Raw genomic sequence first — 14,928 nt, forward strand, 5'->3', positions numbered from 1 at the left:
GAGCGACCCGGGGCCCGTTTCAGCCAGTCTGGCCCGGCCCAGCCGCGGTCTTTGCGGCGGCAATACAGGCCTTCAGCACGGCGGTGTCGCCCAGCTGGTTGGCCATCAGCAGGATCAGCCGGGCATTGAGCAGCTCGGATTCCTCGCGGCTCAGGCCCTGGTGGGCGTCCAGCAGGCATTCGTAGAAGGCATCGGCGTCCTGGAAATGCAGGCGCGTATTCAAAGGGCTGTCGGGTTTCATGCGGCTTCCTTTAGGCTGTGCGCGCCCAGTGCGGCGGCCACGGCGTGGACCAGCGAGGCGTCCACACTCTCACCGGCGGCTGCAATGTGGCCGTCGGGCCGCAGCAGCGCCCAGGCGTGGCCGAAGACGTGGCAGGTCGCCTGCAGGTGACCGTCGTGGTCGACCACGTGCTCCACGGCCAGGGCTTTTTCACCGGGGCCCACCACCTGCACGCAAAGTACCCCGGTCTCGGTGGACAGCGCCGCCAGGCGCGCCAGCGCGGCGGCGGAAACGTCACCAAAGGCCAGCAGCAGCAAACGGCCCTGCGCCCAGGCCAGCAGGTCCAGCAGCTCGCCGGGGCGGCCGCCGGGCCAGCTGAAGCCCACGTTCTGCGTCGCGCGCCCGCCCGACGGGCCGCAGGCCCAGGAGCGTGTGTAGTGGTTGGGCGTCGACATGCGGCCGGTGTTGACGAGTTGCCGCGCAAAGACGTGCTCGCGCGCCAGGCCCAGCGCCGCGGTGCGGAACAGCCGCTCCGCGCCGTCGGCCGGCCGCAAAAAGCGCGCCGTGCGGTTGGTCACCAGCACGTTGTGCGTGGCCGCCTCGTGCCGCTCATGGTGGTAGCTGTCCAGCAGCGCGGGCACAGCCCGGCCCTGCAGCACGGCGGCCAGCTTCCAGGCCAGGTTGTCGGCGTCCTGCACGCCCGAGTTGCCGCCGCGCGCGCCGAAGGGGCTCATCACGTGGGCCGCGTCGCCGGCAAAGAACACGCGGCCGTGGCGCAGGCTGTCCAGGCACTCGCTGCGGTAGGCATAGGGGCCGACCCAGACGATTTCGTAGTCGGCGTCGTCCAGCACTGTGCCCGACTGGCTTTTGAATTGCGCCTTCAACCGGGCGCGCACCACGTCTTCACGGCTGACCTCCTCGGGTTTGGCCTGCGGCGGCATCTGGTAGTCGATGCGCCAGACGCCGTCGGCCATCAGGTGCTGCCAGACGGCGCGGCCCTCGTTGAAGGGCGCCTCAATCCAGGTGTGGCGCTCCACCGGTGGCGGGTTCTTGAAGCGCACGTCGGCGATGCACCAGCGGTCGTCGCCCTGCTGCGCGGTCACCGTCGCGCCGCACCAGGCGCGAAACGGGCTGCGCGAGCCGCTGCAGTCAATCACGTGCTCCGCCTCCAGGGTGTACGAACCGGCCGGCGTTTCCAGCTGCAGCGTGGCAAAGTCCCGGGTTTGTTCGAAGCTGGTGACGCGGTGGCTCCAGCGGATGTCGACCAGCCTCTCCTCCGGTGCGGGCGCGCACAACTGCTCGACGAGGAATCCCTCGACATAAAACTGCTGGATGTTGATGAAGGGCGGCTGCCGGCTCAATGAGTGCGTTTGCTGCTGCCGCAGGTCAAAGGCGTAGACCTCGTCGCTGCCCGCGAAGGTGCGGCCCACGCTCCACTGCACGCCCCGGGCGGCGATGCGTTCGTAAATGCCCAGGCGCTTGAAGATTTCCAGCGTTTTTTGCGCATAGCAGATGCCGCGCGAGGAGGCGCCCTTGACGCCCACGGTGTTGTCTTCATCGAGCAGCACGGCCTTCACGCCGTACAGCGCCAGCGCGCAGGCCAGCGTCAGGCCCGTGATGCCGCCACCCACGATGACGACGGCGTGGCGTTTGACTTCTCCGGTGCGCAGCTCCGGCGGCTCGACAAACGGGTATTCCGGCAGGGTGTAGCCCGCGCCCTGGGCGAACTCGTAGCCGTTGGTGAAGGCGGTGTTTGTCTCCGGCATGGATGCGTCCTGCGGGTTGTATTTACTTATTCGTAATCAATTTACCATACCGTAATTGAGGCAAAGCCGTCCGCGATGGCCTCCGCGCAAAGGCTATGAGGTGCCTCCAATTAATAAAAAATGCTTATTAGTGGGCTTCGTTGAATAGCTTTCGCTAATTCACCAGATTGATTCCGGCAACTAGACGAAGCAGTCCGGGAGGTCTATCGTGTTCTGGTCTTCGGCTGCTCGTGGCCTTGAAGTGCGCGGCGTTGAAGCATTGGTGATTTGTTCATCCATCAACCCACGAAGGAGATTTCCATGGCTGCTCTCAAAGGCTCCAGGACGGAAGAGAACCTGAAGGCCGCATTTGCCGGCGAATCACAGGCCAACCGCCGCTACCTCTATTTTGCGAACAAGGCCGACGTTGAAGGCCAGCCCGATGTTGCGGCGCTGTTCCGCTCCACCGCGGAAGGTGAAACCGGCCATGCCCACGGCCACCTCGAATGGCTGGAACAGTGCGGCGACCCCGCCACCGGGATGCCCTTCGGCGCCACGCGCGACAACCTCGCGTCCGCCGTGGCCGGAGAAACCCACGAGTACACCGACATGTACCCCGGCATGGCCAAGACCGCGCGCGATGAAGGCCATGACGAAGTGGCCGACTGGTTTGAAACCCTGGCAAAAGCCGAGCGCTCGCACGCCAACCGCTACACCAAAGCTTTGGCTGAACTCGTCGATTGATCGATCGCTCGCTGCGCCGCAAGGCGCGGCGGGTTTTGGAAAGGGCTCCGCACGAGAGCCTTTCCCCAAACCCCCACAAAAAGAGGCAATCATGGCCACAGAAGGCAACCTCCAGGCGCCCACGCGCCATGCGATCGACTGGCGGAACCCGGACTTCTACAACGAGGACGCGGCCCTCCACGAGATGGAGCGCATCTTCGACATCTGCCACGGCTGCCGCCGCTGTGTGAGTTTGTGCGGCGCCTTCCCCACGCTGTTCGACCTGGTCGACGAAAGCAGGACCGGCGAGGTTGATGGCGTGGACAAAAAGGACTACATGAAAGTGGTCGACCAGTGCTATATGTGCGACCTCTGCTACATGACCAAGTGCCCCTATGTGCCGCCGCACGAGTTCAACCTCGACTTCCCGCACACCATGCTGCGCGCCAAGGCTATCAAGTTCAAAAAGGGCGAGGTGGGTGCGGCTGAAAAGTTTTTGTCGTCGACCGACGTGCACGGCCAGTTCGCCGGCATCCCCATCGTGGTCCAGGTGGCCAATGCGGTCAACAAGACAAAGCCGGCGCGCGCCGTGATGCAGAAGGTGCTGGGCGTGGACAAGAACGCCTGGCTGCCGGAACTGGCCACGAAGAAGTTCCGCTCCGGCGCGCCCGGATCGCCGCCGCATGCCGTCAAGGACGGCGCCAAGACGCCTGGCAAGGTGGTGATCTACTCCACCTGCTATATCAACTACAACGAGCCGGGCATAGGCCACGACCTGCTCAAGGTGCTGGACCATAACGAGGTGCCCTATGTGCTGGTCGAAAAGGAAAAATGCTGCGGCATGCCCAAGCTGGAACTCGGCGACCTGGCCTCGGTCAACGCCAGCAAGGAGGCCAACATCCCGGTGCTGGTGAAGTACGCGAAAGACGGCTACGCCATCCTGAGCGCCGTGCCCAGCTGCACCCTGATGTTCAAGCAGGAACTACCCTTGATGTACCCCGGTGACGCCGACGTGCAGCTCGTCAAGGAGCATATGTGGGACCCGTTTGAATACCTGATGGCGCGCAAACGCGACGGCCTGCTCAAGACCGAATTCAGCACGCCGCTGGGCAAAATCAGCTACCAGATCCCCTGCCACGGCCGCGTGCAGAACATCGGCAAGAAGACCGAGGAAATGCTGAAAATGGTGCCTGGCACCAGCGTGCACACGCATGAGCGCTGCTCGGGCCACGCCGGCACTTTCGGCGTGAAAGTGCCCTACCACCAGCAGGCCCTGAAAATCGGCAAGCCGCTGTTCAAGGCCATGGCCAGCCACAAGGACGGCGGCCTGCCCGACGTCATCAGCAGCGACTGCCCGCTGGGCGGCCACCACATCGCCCAGGGCTTCGAGGTCAACAGCCTGGGCGCGCCGCCGCAAAAGCATCCGCTCACGCTGATACGCACGGCCTACGGCCTCAAGTAAAAAACCAGGACGCCGCCATGAAGCCCACCGCAAAGATCACGCGCGAATCCCTGATGACCCTGGAGGCCTACAGCCAATACCGCAAGGAAAACAAGCCGGCCATCATCGCCCACCGCAAGCTGCGCAGCGTGCGCCTGGGCGAGCACATCAACCTGCAGTTTGAAAGCGAGACCAGCATCCGCTACCAGATCCAGGAAATGCTGCGCATCGAAAAAATCTTTGAGGAAGAGGGCATAGAGCAGGAGATAGAGGCCTATGCGCCGCTGATGCCCGACGGCGGCAACTGGAAGGGCACGCTGATGCTGGAGTACCCCGACGTCAACGAGCGCAAGCGCGAACTGGCGCGGCTGATAGGGGTGGAAGACCGCATGTTCGTGGAAGTTGAAGGCCATGCCCGCGTTTACGCGATTGCCGACGAGGACATGGACCGCGAAAACGACGAAAAAACCTCGGCGGTGCATTTTGTGCGTTTCGAGCTGGATCCGGCCATGTGCGCGGCCGTCAAGGCCGGCGCCGGCGTCAAGCTGGGCTGCGACCACACGCATTACCCGGCGCATACGACGATCACGGCGGAGACATTGGCGTCATTGGCCAGCGATTTGCATTAGGGTTTTGCGGGCTGCGAGTCGTGCTGTAACCCGGCTGTCGTAAAGTGGGGGTTTCGCCTTATCCAATAACTCCAAGCATGCTGTTTCTCATCTCGCCGGCCAAGTCGCTGGACTACGACACGCCGCCGCACGTAGACACCCACACCCAACCCCTGTTCACGCGCCAGTCGGCGCAGCTGATCGAAGTGCTCAAAACCCAGACCCCGCAGCAGATCAGCACGCTGATGAAGCTGTCGGACGCGCTGGCGGGCCTGAACGTCGCGCGCTACCAGGCCTGGTCGCCCAAATTCACCGCGAAAAATTCCAAACAGGCCGCGCTGGCCTTTGACGGCGACGTCTACGGCGGCCTGGCCGCCAAAACCCTGAGCGCGGCGCAGCTGGCCTGGGCGCAGGAGCACCTCTGCATCCTGAGCGGCCTCTACGGCGTGCTGCGCCCGCTGGACCGCATGCAGCCTTACCGGCTGGAAATGGGTACCGCGCTGGCCACGCCGCAGGGAAAAAACCTCTACCAGTTCTGGGGCTCGCAAATCTCGGCCTACCTCAACGAGCGCGCGGCCGCCGACACCTCGCCCGTCATCGTCAACCTGGCCAGCGAGGAGTACTTCAAGGCCGTGGACCGCAAGGCGCTGAAACCCCGCGTGGTGAACTGCGTGTTTGAAGAGTTCAAGGGAGGCCATTACAAGGTCATCAGCTTTTTCGCCAAGCGCGCCCGCGGCCTGATGGCGCGCTATGCGATCGAGAAGAAGCTGGCCACGGTCAAAAAACTCGAAGCCTTTGATGTCGAAGGCTACCGTTTCGACCCCAAGGTCTCCGCGCCCGACCGGCTTGTGTTCCGGCGCAAGCAGGCCGCCTGAGCGGCAAACACCCCGCACGCCATGCCCGCCCAGCTCATCACTCGCGAGATGCAGGACTGGGTGGCGCAGCAACTGGCGGCCGGCCACGCGAAGGAGGAGATTTTCCAGGCGCTGCTCGAAGCCGGCTGGCAAGCGGCCGCTGCCGGCGAGGCGCTGGGCCTGCCGGCAGCCGGTGCGCCGCCGCCCGCGCTGGCCGTGCCATGGGTCAAGGCCGATGCCTCCGGCACCATGGTGGACGCCGGCGACAAATGGGTGGAAGTGCGCGAACACCGCAGCGCACCCGACCTCTGGGTCTTCAGCAACCTGCTCAGCGCCGCCGAATGTGAGGCGCTTATTGAAACAGCCGCGCCGCGGCTGGAACGCTCGCTGACCGTGGACACCCGCACCGGCGGCGAAGAGCTCAACCATGACCGCACCAGCCACGGCATGTTTTACACACGCGGCGAAACCGAGATCGTGCGCCGTATCGAAACGCGCATCGCCAAACTGCTGAACTGGCCGCTGCAAAACGGCGAGGGCCTGCAGGTGCTGCGTTACCGGCGCGGCGCGCAGTACAAACCGCATTACGACTACTTCGACCCCGGCGAGCCCGGCACCCCGGCCATCCTGCGGCGCGGCGGCCAGCGCGTGGCCAGCCTCATCATGTATTTGCAGGAACCCGAAGAGGGCGGCGCCACGGTCTTCCCCGACATCGGCCTCAAGGTGCGGCCGCAGCGCGGCAGCGCGGTGTTTTTCAGTTATGCGCTGGCGCATCCCGCGAGCTTGACGCTGCATGGCGGTGAGCCGGTGAAAAGCGGTGAAAAGTGGATCGCCACCAAATGGCTGCGCGAAAGAGAATTTGTGTAACCTCAAGTGGGGGCCGCGGAACTGGCTTTGCCAGGCCGCAGGCGCCCGTCCCCTGCAAGGGGAGAGGAGGCTACACGAAGTGAGCCTCAACAGGGGTGTGCATAAATACATAATCCATCATGAAAATCAAAGCCAACCAGATCGATATTGAAATCGAAGACACCCACCCCGGTGACACCACCGGCCGGCCCGTGGTGCTTCTCATCATGGGTCTGGGCATGCAGCTCATTGCCTGGCCGCCGGCCATGGTGCAGGCCATCGCCGACGCGGGCTTTCGTGTCGTGCGCTTTGACAACCGCGACATCGGCCTGTCGCAACACTTTGACCATCTGGGCAAGCCCAGCCTGCTGTGGGAAGGCCTCAAGTTCCGCCTGGGCTGGCGCATACGCCCGCCTTACAGCGTCGAAGACATGGCCGCCGACACCGTCGGCGTGCTGGATGCGCTGGAGATCGCCCAGGCCCACGTCGTGGGCGTCAGCATGGGCGGCATGGTCGCGCAGCGCGTGGCGGTGCTCGCGCCTGGACGGCTGCTCAGCCTCTCCAGCATCATGAGTTCCAGCGGCGCGCGCGGCCTGCCCGAAGCCAGCCCCGCCGTCACGCGCGTGCTGCTGAGCCGCCCCGGCAAGGGCGTGCAGGCGGCCATTGACCACACGGCCAGGCTGCTCAAGGCCATAGGCAGCCCCGGCTTTCCCACCCCCGAAGCCGAGCTGCGCGAGAAAGTCGCCGCCGCGGCGCAGCGCAGCTTCCACCCGCAAGGCGTGCTGCGCCAGATGGTGGCCATCGCCGCCGACAGCACGCGCGCTGCGGCGCTGGCCAAGGTGACGGCCCCTACGCTGGTGCTGCACGGCAAGGCCGACCCGCTGGTGCCCATGGCTTGCGGCCAGGACACGGCCAGACGCATTCCCGGCGCGCGTTTTGAAAGCATTGAGGGCATGGGCCATGATTTGCCGCCGGGGGTGGTGGATCGCCTGCTGGCACTCTTGATTCCACACTTCAAAGCCGCAACTGCAAGCTAGAAGACAATTGAGCCCACATGAACACCCCTGAACAATCCCAACTCGGCAAAAGCTCCGCCTACATCGACCAGTACGACGCCTCGCTGCTGTTTCCCATCCCTCGCGAAGGCAAGCGCGCCGAAATCGGCGTCACCGGCACGCCGCCTTTTTTCGGCGCCGACCTGTGGACGGCCTATGAACTGAGCTGGCTCAACCTGCGCGGCAAGCCCCAGGTGGCGCTGGCGCAGGTCACCGTGCCCTGCGAGTCTCCCAACATCGTCGAGAGCAAGTCCTTCAAGCTTTACCTCAACAGCTTCAACAACACGCGTTTTGCCGATGCGCGCGACGTGCGTGAACGTATTCGCGCCGACCTGAACGCCGTGGTGGGCATGGGCGTGGGCATCAAGACCCTGGGCCCCGAGCTGTTCGACCGCGAGCCGGTGCACGAGCTCGACGGCCTTAACCTGGACCGCCTCGACGTCGAATGCATCCACTTCACGCCCGCGCCCGAACTGCTTTTCGCCGAGTTCGACGAGCCGCCGATTGAGGAGACGCTGACCAGCAACCTGCTCAAAAGCAACTGCCTGGTCACCGGCCAGCCCGACTGGGGCAGCGTGCAGATCCGTTATTCGGGTCCGCAGATCAACCAGGAAGGCCTGCTGCAATACCTGGTGAGTTTTCGCAACCACAACGAGTTCCATGAGCAGTGCGTCGAGCGCATCTTCATGGACATCTGGACGCGCTGCAAACCCATGAAGCTTTCGGTTTACGCGCGCTACACGCGCCGCGGCGGGCTGGACATCAACCCCTTCCGCACCAGCCATCCGCAGGCCTTGCCGCCCGCGGTGCGCACCGCGCGCCAGTAGGCTTCTTAAACTTCTTCGCTTACTGCCCGAACTCGTTGAAGCTCTTGATAGGCGCAAGCCCCGGGAACTGCCCCGCGCGTTTTTCCTTCATGGCCGTCACCGACTCGCGCACATGCGCGTTGCTCCAGATCGCGCCCTGCAGCCAGCCCATCTGCTTGAGCGCGTCGTCCACCGAATGGTCGCGTGTGTAGTGGATGGCTTGTTTGGTGCCCCAGATGGCCACCGGCGGCTTGGCGGCGATTTCGTTGGCGCACTGCATCGCGGCCGCCAGCATGGCTTCGCTTGACTCAAAGACCTCGTTGACCAGGCCGTAGCCCAGCGCTTTGGCGGCCGGCAGGCGGCGCCCGGTGTAGGCCAGTTCCTTGGCGACGGCCAGCGGCACCAGCTTGGGCAGGCGCTGCAAGGTGCCCACGTCGGCCACCATGCCGATGTTGATTTCCTGGATGCAGAAAAACGCGTCGGCCGTGGCATAACGAAGGCAGCAGGCCGTCACCATGTCGACCGCGCCGCCTATGCAGCCGCCCTGGATGGCCGCGATCACCGGGATGCGCAGGGTCTCCAGTTTGGTGAAGGTGGCCTGCATGTCTCCCAGCATGTCGAAGATGGCCGCGCGGCCTTCGGGGCTCCGGTCGTCCAGTGCGATGTCGCTGCCAAAGGTTTCCAGCGCCATGCCGGCGCTGAAGTGTTTGCCGGTGCTGGAGATCACCAGCACGCGCGCCTCGCCGGTTTTGTGGATGTGCGTGAGCGCCGCGTCCAGTTCGCGCCAGAACGTCGGGTGCATGGTGTTCATCGCCTCGGGGCGGTTGAGCACCAGGTGGGCGACGTGGCCGGTGGTCGTGAGGGTGAAGCAGCTGAGGGAGGGTGGGGTGGAGGCGTTCATGCCTCCACTCTAGTTCAGCCGACCAGTTCCAGCCAGTCACACCTGAGACGCTGCGCAATATGCGCCCGCGCCCTCGCATAGACATAAATCCGCGGCGCCAGGATGCCCAACGCGCACAGCGGGTAGGCCCAGGCCATCTCAAACACATAGGCCGGCAGCCAGCCTGTCCAGCCCATCACCCAGGCCGTCAGCACTGCTTCCCACACCTGGCATTCCAGCGGGTGCGCCGCTCGCTGCGCCTCGCGCCAGTCTTTGAGGCGCTTGAACTGGGCCAGCGTGATGGGGTGCCAGTGCGGCGGCCCGGCGGGTGTGGGTGTGTTGGACGGGTCAGAGGGATCAGCCATAAAGCCTCCGTGCGGAAGCTTCAATGTAAGTTTCGTGAAAGCTTCTGTCAACGCCCGAAGTTGCGCTTCAAACGAGAAAAGCGTCAAAACGTTCAAATCCGGCGGCGGCGCGGCACCACGCTCAGTTGCAGCGTGAGCTTGCTCGGCGAAGCGGCCACGGTATAGGCCTGCGGCGCGATGTCTATCAGCTGGTCGGCGTGCCAGACCTTGATCTGCGCGGCGCCTTCGGGCAGTTGCTCGATGTGCGCCACGCCCTCCGCATTCGTCAGAACGGCCCAAGGCGATTCGCTCACGTAGACATGGCCGCGCATGGAGGCGTGGATGTGGCAGCCCAGCAGCACTGCGCCCGCCTTGGTGAAAGCCGCATCGGCGGTTTTGGCCGGCTTGCCTTCGGGCTTGCCGTCCAGGCGCAATTCAAAACCGTCACCGGCTGCGGCATTGAACTGCGCGACACCGGCGGAGGAGGCGCGCACGTGGTGTTCCCACGGGTCGTTGTTGACGAACTGGGCTTTGGCGCCCAGCGCGACGACGCTGACGGCCGGCACAAAACGCATCTTTTCCTGGTAGATCGTCACCTGGCCGGGCAGCGGTATTTTGGGTGCGCCGGTTTTGGCCGAGGGCACGACGACGACCACGGCGTCAGGCGCCGGCTTGCCCTCCTTGTCGAGCACCAGCACGGAAAGGTCTGCGGCGGCGGCCCAGCTTGAAAGGGCGAGGCCGGCGATGAATAACAGGGTGTGTCTCATGGCATTCCTTCCGCCTAGGCGTCGTGCGGCATCAGCCATGCCAGCAGGCCCGCCACCACGAACAGCGCCAGCACGTCGCCCCAGAGATGGCCCATGGTGTGGTGGCCGCTGAAGGACTGCACGGCCATGATCCCGCCGTGCACGACGCTGGACCAGACGGTGAACCAGATCAGGCTGCCGTGTACCAGGGGGTTGCGCGCCGCCAGCATCAGGAAGACGCCCAGCGTTGCGTACAGGCCGAGGATCATCTCGAGGTAGTGCGAACGGCCCTCCGTGTGCCAGGCCCAGCCCGAAGGCCAGAGGACGGTGAGCGGCCACAGGCCGAAAGTGAAAATCAGCCCTGTCACCACAAGAGCGATGCGCAGGTATTTGATGCGGTCCGCTTTAACCATTGTTGTTTCCTTCGGGTCATCCAGAGGGTCGCGCGCTTCAGAGCCTGCCTTCCTGCAGCGGAAGGCAGACACCCTTCAGGCTTGGGCTGAAGGTGGGCGGCGGCAAAAAGGCCATGGCGCGCGGCGCGCTGCAATGGCCTTGGGTTCGGCTTACTTGGCGGCGGGCTTGTATTCCGCCACGGCCTTGGCGAGGTCACGCGTTTCTTCGCAGCCGGCGCAAATCGCCTGCAGCTTCACCAGCTGCGCGTCGGCCTTGGCTTTCTGGTGGGTCTTCAGGTAGGCGACGCCCGAATACTCCAGCGCGCCCTTGTGCTTGGGGTCCAGCGCCAGCGCCTTGTCGTAGGCGGCAAAGGCCTCGTCATAGCGGCCCAGCCAGCGGTTGGAATAACCGAGGTAGTTGTAGGCGTCGGCGTTCTTCGGGTTCTTGGCCACGACCTTGTTGAAGCTGCTCACGGCCTCGGACCAGTTTTTGGCGTCAATGGCCTTTTTGCCGGCCGCGAAGTCGTCGATCTGCGCGTTCTGCACCGGCGTGGTCTGGATGTCGGCCGCCATGGCGGCGCCGGCCAGGGCCAGGGCGACAAGGGGCAGGGCGATGAAATTGCGGAGGGGAAAAGCGTTCATGTCGGACTCCTTGAAATGTTGGTCATTGAAATGCGCCGCAACAGCGAGCACCTTATACAAACGGCATGACAGGGAAATCGGATGCGCTGGAAATCGTATTTATTTGTAATCGCAAATCACAGCATGGACTGAAACAGCGCCAGGTACTGCGGGTGCTGCAACACCGTGTTGTGCGAAGTCCCCGGCAACATCTTGAGCACGGCCGTGCCGGGCTTGAAGCGCGTATACAGCTGGGCGGTGCTGGCCGCCGGGATGAGTTCGTCGTGCTCGGCGGAAATCAGCAGTGTGGGCGCCGTGACCTGTGGCGCATATTTCCAGGATTCAAACTTGTCGAGCATCAGCCAGGAGACCGGGAAGTAAGGGTAGCGCTGAGCCGCCAGCTCCAGGATGCTGTTGTAGGGCGTGACCAGGATCAGGCGCGACACCGGCCGCTGGCTGGCGACCCGGACAGCCACGCCCGAGCCAAGGCTGCGACCCACAACCGTAACGTCCGCGTGCGTTTTGCTGACATGGTCGAACAAGGCCAGCGCATCGCCTTGCAGCGCCGCTTCGCTGGGGCTGCCGCTGCTGCCGCCGTAACCGCGGTAGTGCAGCAGGTAAATGGCATGGCCGGGGAAGGCTTGCGAAAAAGACGGCAGGTTGGCCGAGACGTCTTCGGCATTGCCGCCGAAGTAAATAAGGGCCTTGCTTCCCGCCATGGGCCGCGCGGTGAGCACCAGCTCCGCGTCGCCGACCTTGAGCTGCAGTGTGCTGGCCGGGCTGCCTTCCAGGCGCGGCTGGGGGAAATAAATCATCGAACGCTGGTACGCAAACAGCGCCGCGCACAGGGCCACGTAGGCCAGCAGCAGGATTGCCAGAAAAATCGTCACTGAGCGCGCCATGGAAGTGTGTGCATAAGAATAGGGAGCAGGCTCACCACAGCTTGGCGCAGTTGCCGCTGAACACCACGGTCTCACCAGGTTTGGAGGGATGGGTTTCGGTTTCCAGCGTCACCACCAGCTTGCCGACTTTGGACAGCAGCTTTTCCGAGGTGTCGGGCAGCATGGACACCGCCGAGCCGCTGCTAGGCACCGCGCCCAGCGAGAAGGCCGGGCCGTTGGCCGGCACGGCCCATAGCACCAGCTTTCCGGTGGCAGGCGGCGTGATCGGTCCTATGACCTTGACCGTCATGGTTTTGCCGTGGCGCAGCGAGCTGACCAGCAGCTTGCCGTTGCCCTGGGCATCGGTGAGCAGGCCCACATAACTTTGCGGCAGCCTTTCACCCGAGCGCATGGCAAGCTGGTCGCTGGACATGAACAGGGTGGGCATGGCGACAAACAAGGCGCTGGCCGCGATCACACCGGCCGCCAGGCCGCCGAATCCAAAACCCGCCGGTCCGAGCGAACCCACCCAGCCCAGCCAGCCGGCTTTTGCCCGCGGCGCGTGCCGTGGCTTTACCGGCTGCGTGCGCGCCGCGATCGCGGCCCACACCCTGGGTGAAGGTTGGTGCGCCGGCACCGACACGGCCAGCTGGCCCAGCCGCGCCTCCCATTGCGCGACGCGGGCACGCACGTCTGCGCGGTCGCGTTGCAGGCGTTCAAAGCGGCGGCGCGCGCCGTTGCCCAGCGTGCCCAGTACATACGCGGATGCCAGGTGTTCAAGCAGTTCAGGGCTGGTATATCTCACGCCACCACCCCCTGCGCGGCCAGGCAGCCTTTGAGCTTTTCCAGCCCGCGCCGTATCCAGGCCTTCACCGAACCCAGCGGCGCGCCCATGTGCGCGGCCACCTCGGTGTGCGACAGGCCCTGGTAATAGGCCAGCGCGAGGCTTTGCCGGTAGCTGCCGTCCAGCGCGTTCATGCAGCCTTCGATGTGCAGCGCCTGCGTGGCCTGTTCCAGCAGCTGCATTGCGCTGGGTGCGGGCACGGCGCTGCTTTCGGTGTCTTCTTCATCCACTTCACCGGAACCGGGCAATTCGCTTTCCTTGCGGCGCGCACGCGCGCGGTAGGCATCCAGCGCCTTGTTGCGGACGATGGCGATCAGCCAGGTCATGGCCTGAATGGATTGGCCGTCCACCTCGCTGCGGTAGCCGGCTGCGTTTTTCCAGATGCTCACATACGCCTCTTGCAGCACGTCTTCGGCCGCCTGTCCTTGTCCCAATATACGAACGGCGACGCCAAACAGATGCGTGTGGGTGCGCTCGTAGATGCCGGCAAAGCAGGCATGGTCGCCTTGCGCCGCGCCGGCGATCAGGGCCTGCAGGCTGTGGTTGTCCGTCTCGGGGGCCAGCTTCATAGCGGCTGAGTATAGGGAGTTACGCCCAGGCGGCAAACCACCGCGGCAATGGCATTTTTTCCCAAACACCTGCATCCGTTTTGCCGTTTGCGGCGTTTGTGCCTTTTGCAGGGGCCTGCCGGCCGGGACGCTGTTTCAGGGGTTTTTCCAAAAAAGCTGCATCCGCTTTTGCCATCCCGGCGTTTGTCCCTGGGTGGGAAGGCGGCGCGCCGGCCCACCCTTGCGGCTGTATGGCTGTTGGGGCTTTTTTACTTTCTTTTAACCCGGAGACCTGTCAATATTTGCAGGGCTCCTTCCAGGAGATCGCCATGACACTGATTGCTACCGCCACCCAACCCAGGTTCCGCACCGGCCTTGCGGCGGCCTTGTGCGCCGCGCTGCTGGGCGCCTGCGCTTCCGGCCCCATGGCGACTATCAATGGCAGGCCCGTGCCCGCCACTCTCAAGTCGGCCGACGGCGAACGCGCGGCCTTCACCTGGCACGCGGTGGGCTCGCAGGTCTATGAATGCCGCGCCGGCGACCAGGGCGGCTGGGCCTGGGTGTTCGTGGCGCCCGAAGCCGACCTCTTCAACCAGAAAGACGAAAAAGTCGGAACGCACGGCGCCGGCCCGTACTGGGCGGCGCTGGACGGCAGCCGCATCGTGGGCACGGTGAAGGCCAGGGCCGACGGCGAGCGTCCCGCCGACATTCCGCTTTTGCTGCTGACGGCCAAATCCGCCGGCGCCCCGGGCAGGATGGCGGCCGTCACCAGCGTGCAGCGCCTGAACACCGAAGGCGGCAATGCGCCGGCGTCAGGCTGCGCCACGCCGGCCGACGCGGGCAAACGCGTGAAGGAAGGCTATAGCGCCGACTACGTGTTTTTCACCGCCAGGAACACCTGAAAAAAGTGAGGCCTGAGATGTCCGTGCTCAAAAACCTTTTCAGCGCCAGCAAGAGCCCCAGGCACGACGCCAACGGGCCTGAGACCGGCCCGGTCAAGATGAACCTGGACGAGCGCATGGAGTTCAGGCGCGAGATGCTGTTCGAGGCCATCCGGGTGACCATGCAGGCCCACGGCATCCTGTCGGCCAGCTACAAGTTCCGCGTGGTGCGCAATGACAAGCGGGGCCACCAGTACTTCGTGCTGGTGGATCTTTCCACCGACTTCCTGGACAGCCGGGAAGGCGCGCCCGCCCGGCTGGTCGAGGTGGGGGCGGCCATCGCCAAAAATGCCGCCATGCGTTACCACCTGCTGGTCAGCGGCGTGTACTGGCAGGTCAATGAGCAGATCCAGGGCTTCTCGGCCAGCCGGCCGCCCACCTTGCGCGCGGGCCAGGACGCGGCCGGCCCGCAGCCGCCGGCACGGCGCCGGGA

19 protein-coding genes are annotated in these 14,928 nt (G+C 64.6%); 9 read left to right on the forward strand and 10 right to left on the reverse strand.

From position 1 onward, the window contains the following. Window positions 1-19 precede the first annotated feature (19 nt). On the reverse strand, window positions 20-241 hold the full coding sequence (locus ACLV8F_RS10415) for a DUF2783 domain-containing protein (protein ID WP_411884148.1): 222 nt from the start codon (window positions 239-241) through the stop codon (window positions 20-22). Next, the gene (locus ACLV8F_RS10420) at window positions 238-1,986 is read right to left on the reverse strand and encodes an FAD-dependent oxidoreductase (RefSeq protein ID WP_411884149.1); all 1,749 of its coding nucleotides are present in this window, start codon (window positions 1,984-1,986) and stop codon (window positions 238-240) included. The genes ACLV8F_RS10415 and ACLV8F_RS10420 overlap by 4 nt, the downstream gene beginning before the upstream one ends. A gap of 300 nt (window positions 1,987-2,286) precedes the next feature. Here ACLV8F_RS10420 and ACLV8F_RS10425 point away from each other — a divergent pair, with 300 nt between their 5' ends. The 7 genes from ACLV8F_RS10425 to queF all read left to right on the forward strand — a co-directional run bounded on the left by ACLV8F_RS10425 (window position 2,287) and on the right by queF (window position 8,319). Continuing rightward, window positions 2,287-2,709, forward strand: a complete 423-nt coding sequence (locus ACLV8F_RS10425; protein WP_411879083.1) for a rubrerythrin family protein — start codon at window positions 2,287-2,289, stop codon at window positions 2,707-2,709. Between the two features lie 91 nt (window positions 2,710-2,800). Next, the gene (locus ACLV8F_RS10430) at window positions 2,801-4,150 is read left to right on the forward strand and encodes a (Fe-S)-binding protein (protein WP_411884150.1); all 1,350 of its coding nucleotides are present in this window, start codon (window positions 2,801-2,803) and stop codon (window positions 4,148-4,150) included. Window positions 4,151-4,167: 17 nt separating this feature from the next. Continuing rightward, window positions 4,168-4,758, forward strand: coding sequence for a DUF3501 family protein (locus tag ACLV8F_RS10435; protein WP_411884151.1), 591 nt, complete (start codon window positions 4,168-4,170; stop codon window positions 4,756-4,758). Between the two features lie 77 nt (window positions 4,759-4,835). Then, entirely contained in the window at window positions 4,836-5,612 is a 777-nt protein-coding gene (yaaA, locus tag ACLV8F_RS10440) for a peroxide stress protein YaaA (RefSeq protein ID WP_411884152.1), read from the forward strand. Window positions 5,613-5,633: 21 nt separating this feature from the next. Beyond that, on the forward strand, window positions 5,634-6,458 hold the full coding sequence (locus ACLV8F_RS10445; protein ID WP_411884153.1) for a 2OG-Fe(II) oxygenase: 825 nt from the start codon (window positions 5,634-5,636) through the stop codon (window positions 6,456-6,458). A 119-nt stretch (window positions 6,459-6,577) separates the two neighbouring features. Then, window positions 6,578-7,474 carry an alpha/beta fold hydrolase gene (locus ACLV8F_RS10450; protein ID WP_411884154.1) on the forward strand — a complete coding sequence of 299 codons (897 nt, stop codon included), beginning with the start codon at window positions 6,578-6,580 and terminating at the stop codon, window positions 7,472-7,474. Window positions 7,475-7,491: 17 nt separating this feature from the next. Beyond that, a complete protein-coding gene (queF, locus tag ACLV8F_RS10455) occupies window positions 7,492-8,319 on the forward strand; it encodes an NADPH-dependent 7-cyano-7-deazaguanine reductase QueF (RefSeq protein ID WP_411884155.1) in 828 nt (275 codons plus the stop codon). Between the two features lie 19 nt (window positions 8,320-8,338). On the opposite strand, the gene ACLV8F_RS10460 is transcribed toward queF, so the two are convergent. From ACLV8F_RS10460 to ACLV8F_RS10495, 8 genes are all read right to left on the reverse strand, one after another. Further along, the gene (locus ACLV8F_RS10460; protein ID WP_411884156.1) at window positions 8,339-9,199 is read right to left on the reverse strand and encodes an enoyl-CoA hydratase-related protein; all 861 of its coding nucleotides are present in this window, start codon (window positions 9,197-9,199) and stop codon (window positions 8,339-8,341) included. 14 nt (window positions 9,200-9,213) lie between these two features. Next, on the reverse strand, window positions 9,214-9,543 hold the full coding sequence (locus ACLV8F_RS10465; RefSeq protein WP_411884157.1) for a hypothetical protein: 330 nt from the start codon (window positions 9,541-9,543) through the stop codon (window positions 9,214-9,216). Between the two features lie 92 nt (window positions 9,544-9,635). Beyond that, entirely contained in the window at window positions 9,636-10,289 is a 654-nt protein-coding gene (locus ACLV8F_RS10470; protein WP_411884158.1) for a plastocyanin, read from the reverse strand. A gap of 14 nt (window positions 10,290-10,303) precedes the next feature. After that, entirely contained in the window at window positions 10,304-10,681 is a 378-nt protein-coding gene (locus ACLV8F_RS10475; RefSeq protein WP_411884159.1) for a DUF6632 domain-containing protein, read from the reverse strand. Between the two features lie 150 nt (window positions 10,682-10,831). After that, window positions 10,832-11,302, reverse strand: a complete 471-nt coding sequence (locus ACLV8F_RS10480) for a tetratricopeptide repeat protein (protein ID WP_411884160.1) — start codon at window positions 11,300-11,302, stop codon at window positions 10,832-10,834. A 116-nt stretch (window positions 11,303-11,418) separates the two neighbouring features. Next, window positions 11,419-12,171, reverse strand: coding sequence for an alpha/beta hydrolase (locus tag ACLV8F_RS10485; RefSeq protein WP_411884161.1), 753 nt, complete (start codon window positions 12,169-12,171; stop codon window positions 11,419-11,421). Window positions 12,172-12,214: 43 nt separating this feature from the next. After that, window positions 12,215-12,967 (reverse strand): anti-sigma factor domain-containing protein, encoded by a 753-nt coding sequence (locus ACLV8F_RS10490; RefSeq protein ID WP_411884162.1) that lies wholly within the window; start codon window positions 12,965-12,967, stop codon window positions 12,215-12,217. After that, entirely contained in the window at window positions 12,964-13,575 is a 612-nt protein-coding gene (locus ACLV8F_RS10495; protein WP_411884163.1) for an RNA polymerase sigma factor, read from the reverse strand. Before ACLV8F_RS10495 ends, ACLV8F_RS10490 begins: the two co-directional genes overlap by 4 nt. Window positions 13,576-13,883: 308 nt before the next feature. Between ACLV8F_RS10495 and ACLV8F_RS10500 the strand changes: the two genes are divergently transcribed. Beyond that, window positions 13,884-14,456, forward strand: a complete 573-nt coding sequence (locus ACLV8F_RS10500; protein ID WP_411884164.1) for a DUF3455 domain-containing protein — start codon at window positions 13,884-13,886, stop codon at window positions 14,454-14,456. A 17-nt stretch (window positions 14,457-14,473) separates the two neighbouring features. Further along, on the forward strand, window positions 14,474-14,928 hold a 455-nt coding region (locus ACLV8F_RS10505), incomplete at its 3' end, for a hypothetical protein (protein WP_411884165.1).

Origin of the sequence: Polaromonas sp. YR568 (genome assembly GCF_943369675.1) — a bacterium.
Taxonomy (GTDB): Bacteria; Pseudomonadota; Gammaproteobacteria; order Burkholderiales; family Burkholderiaceae_C; genus Polaromonas.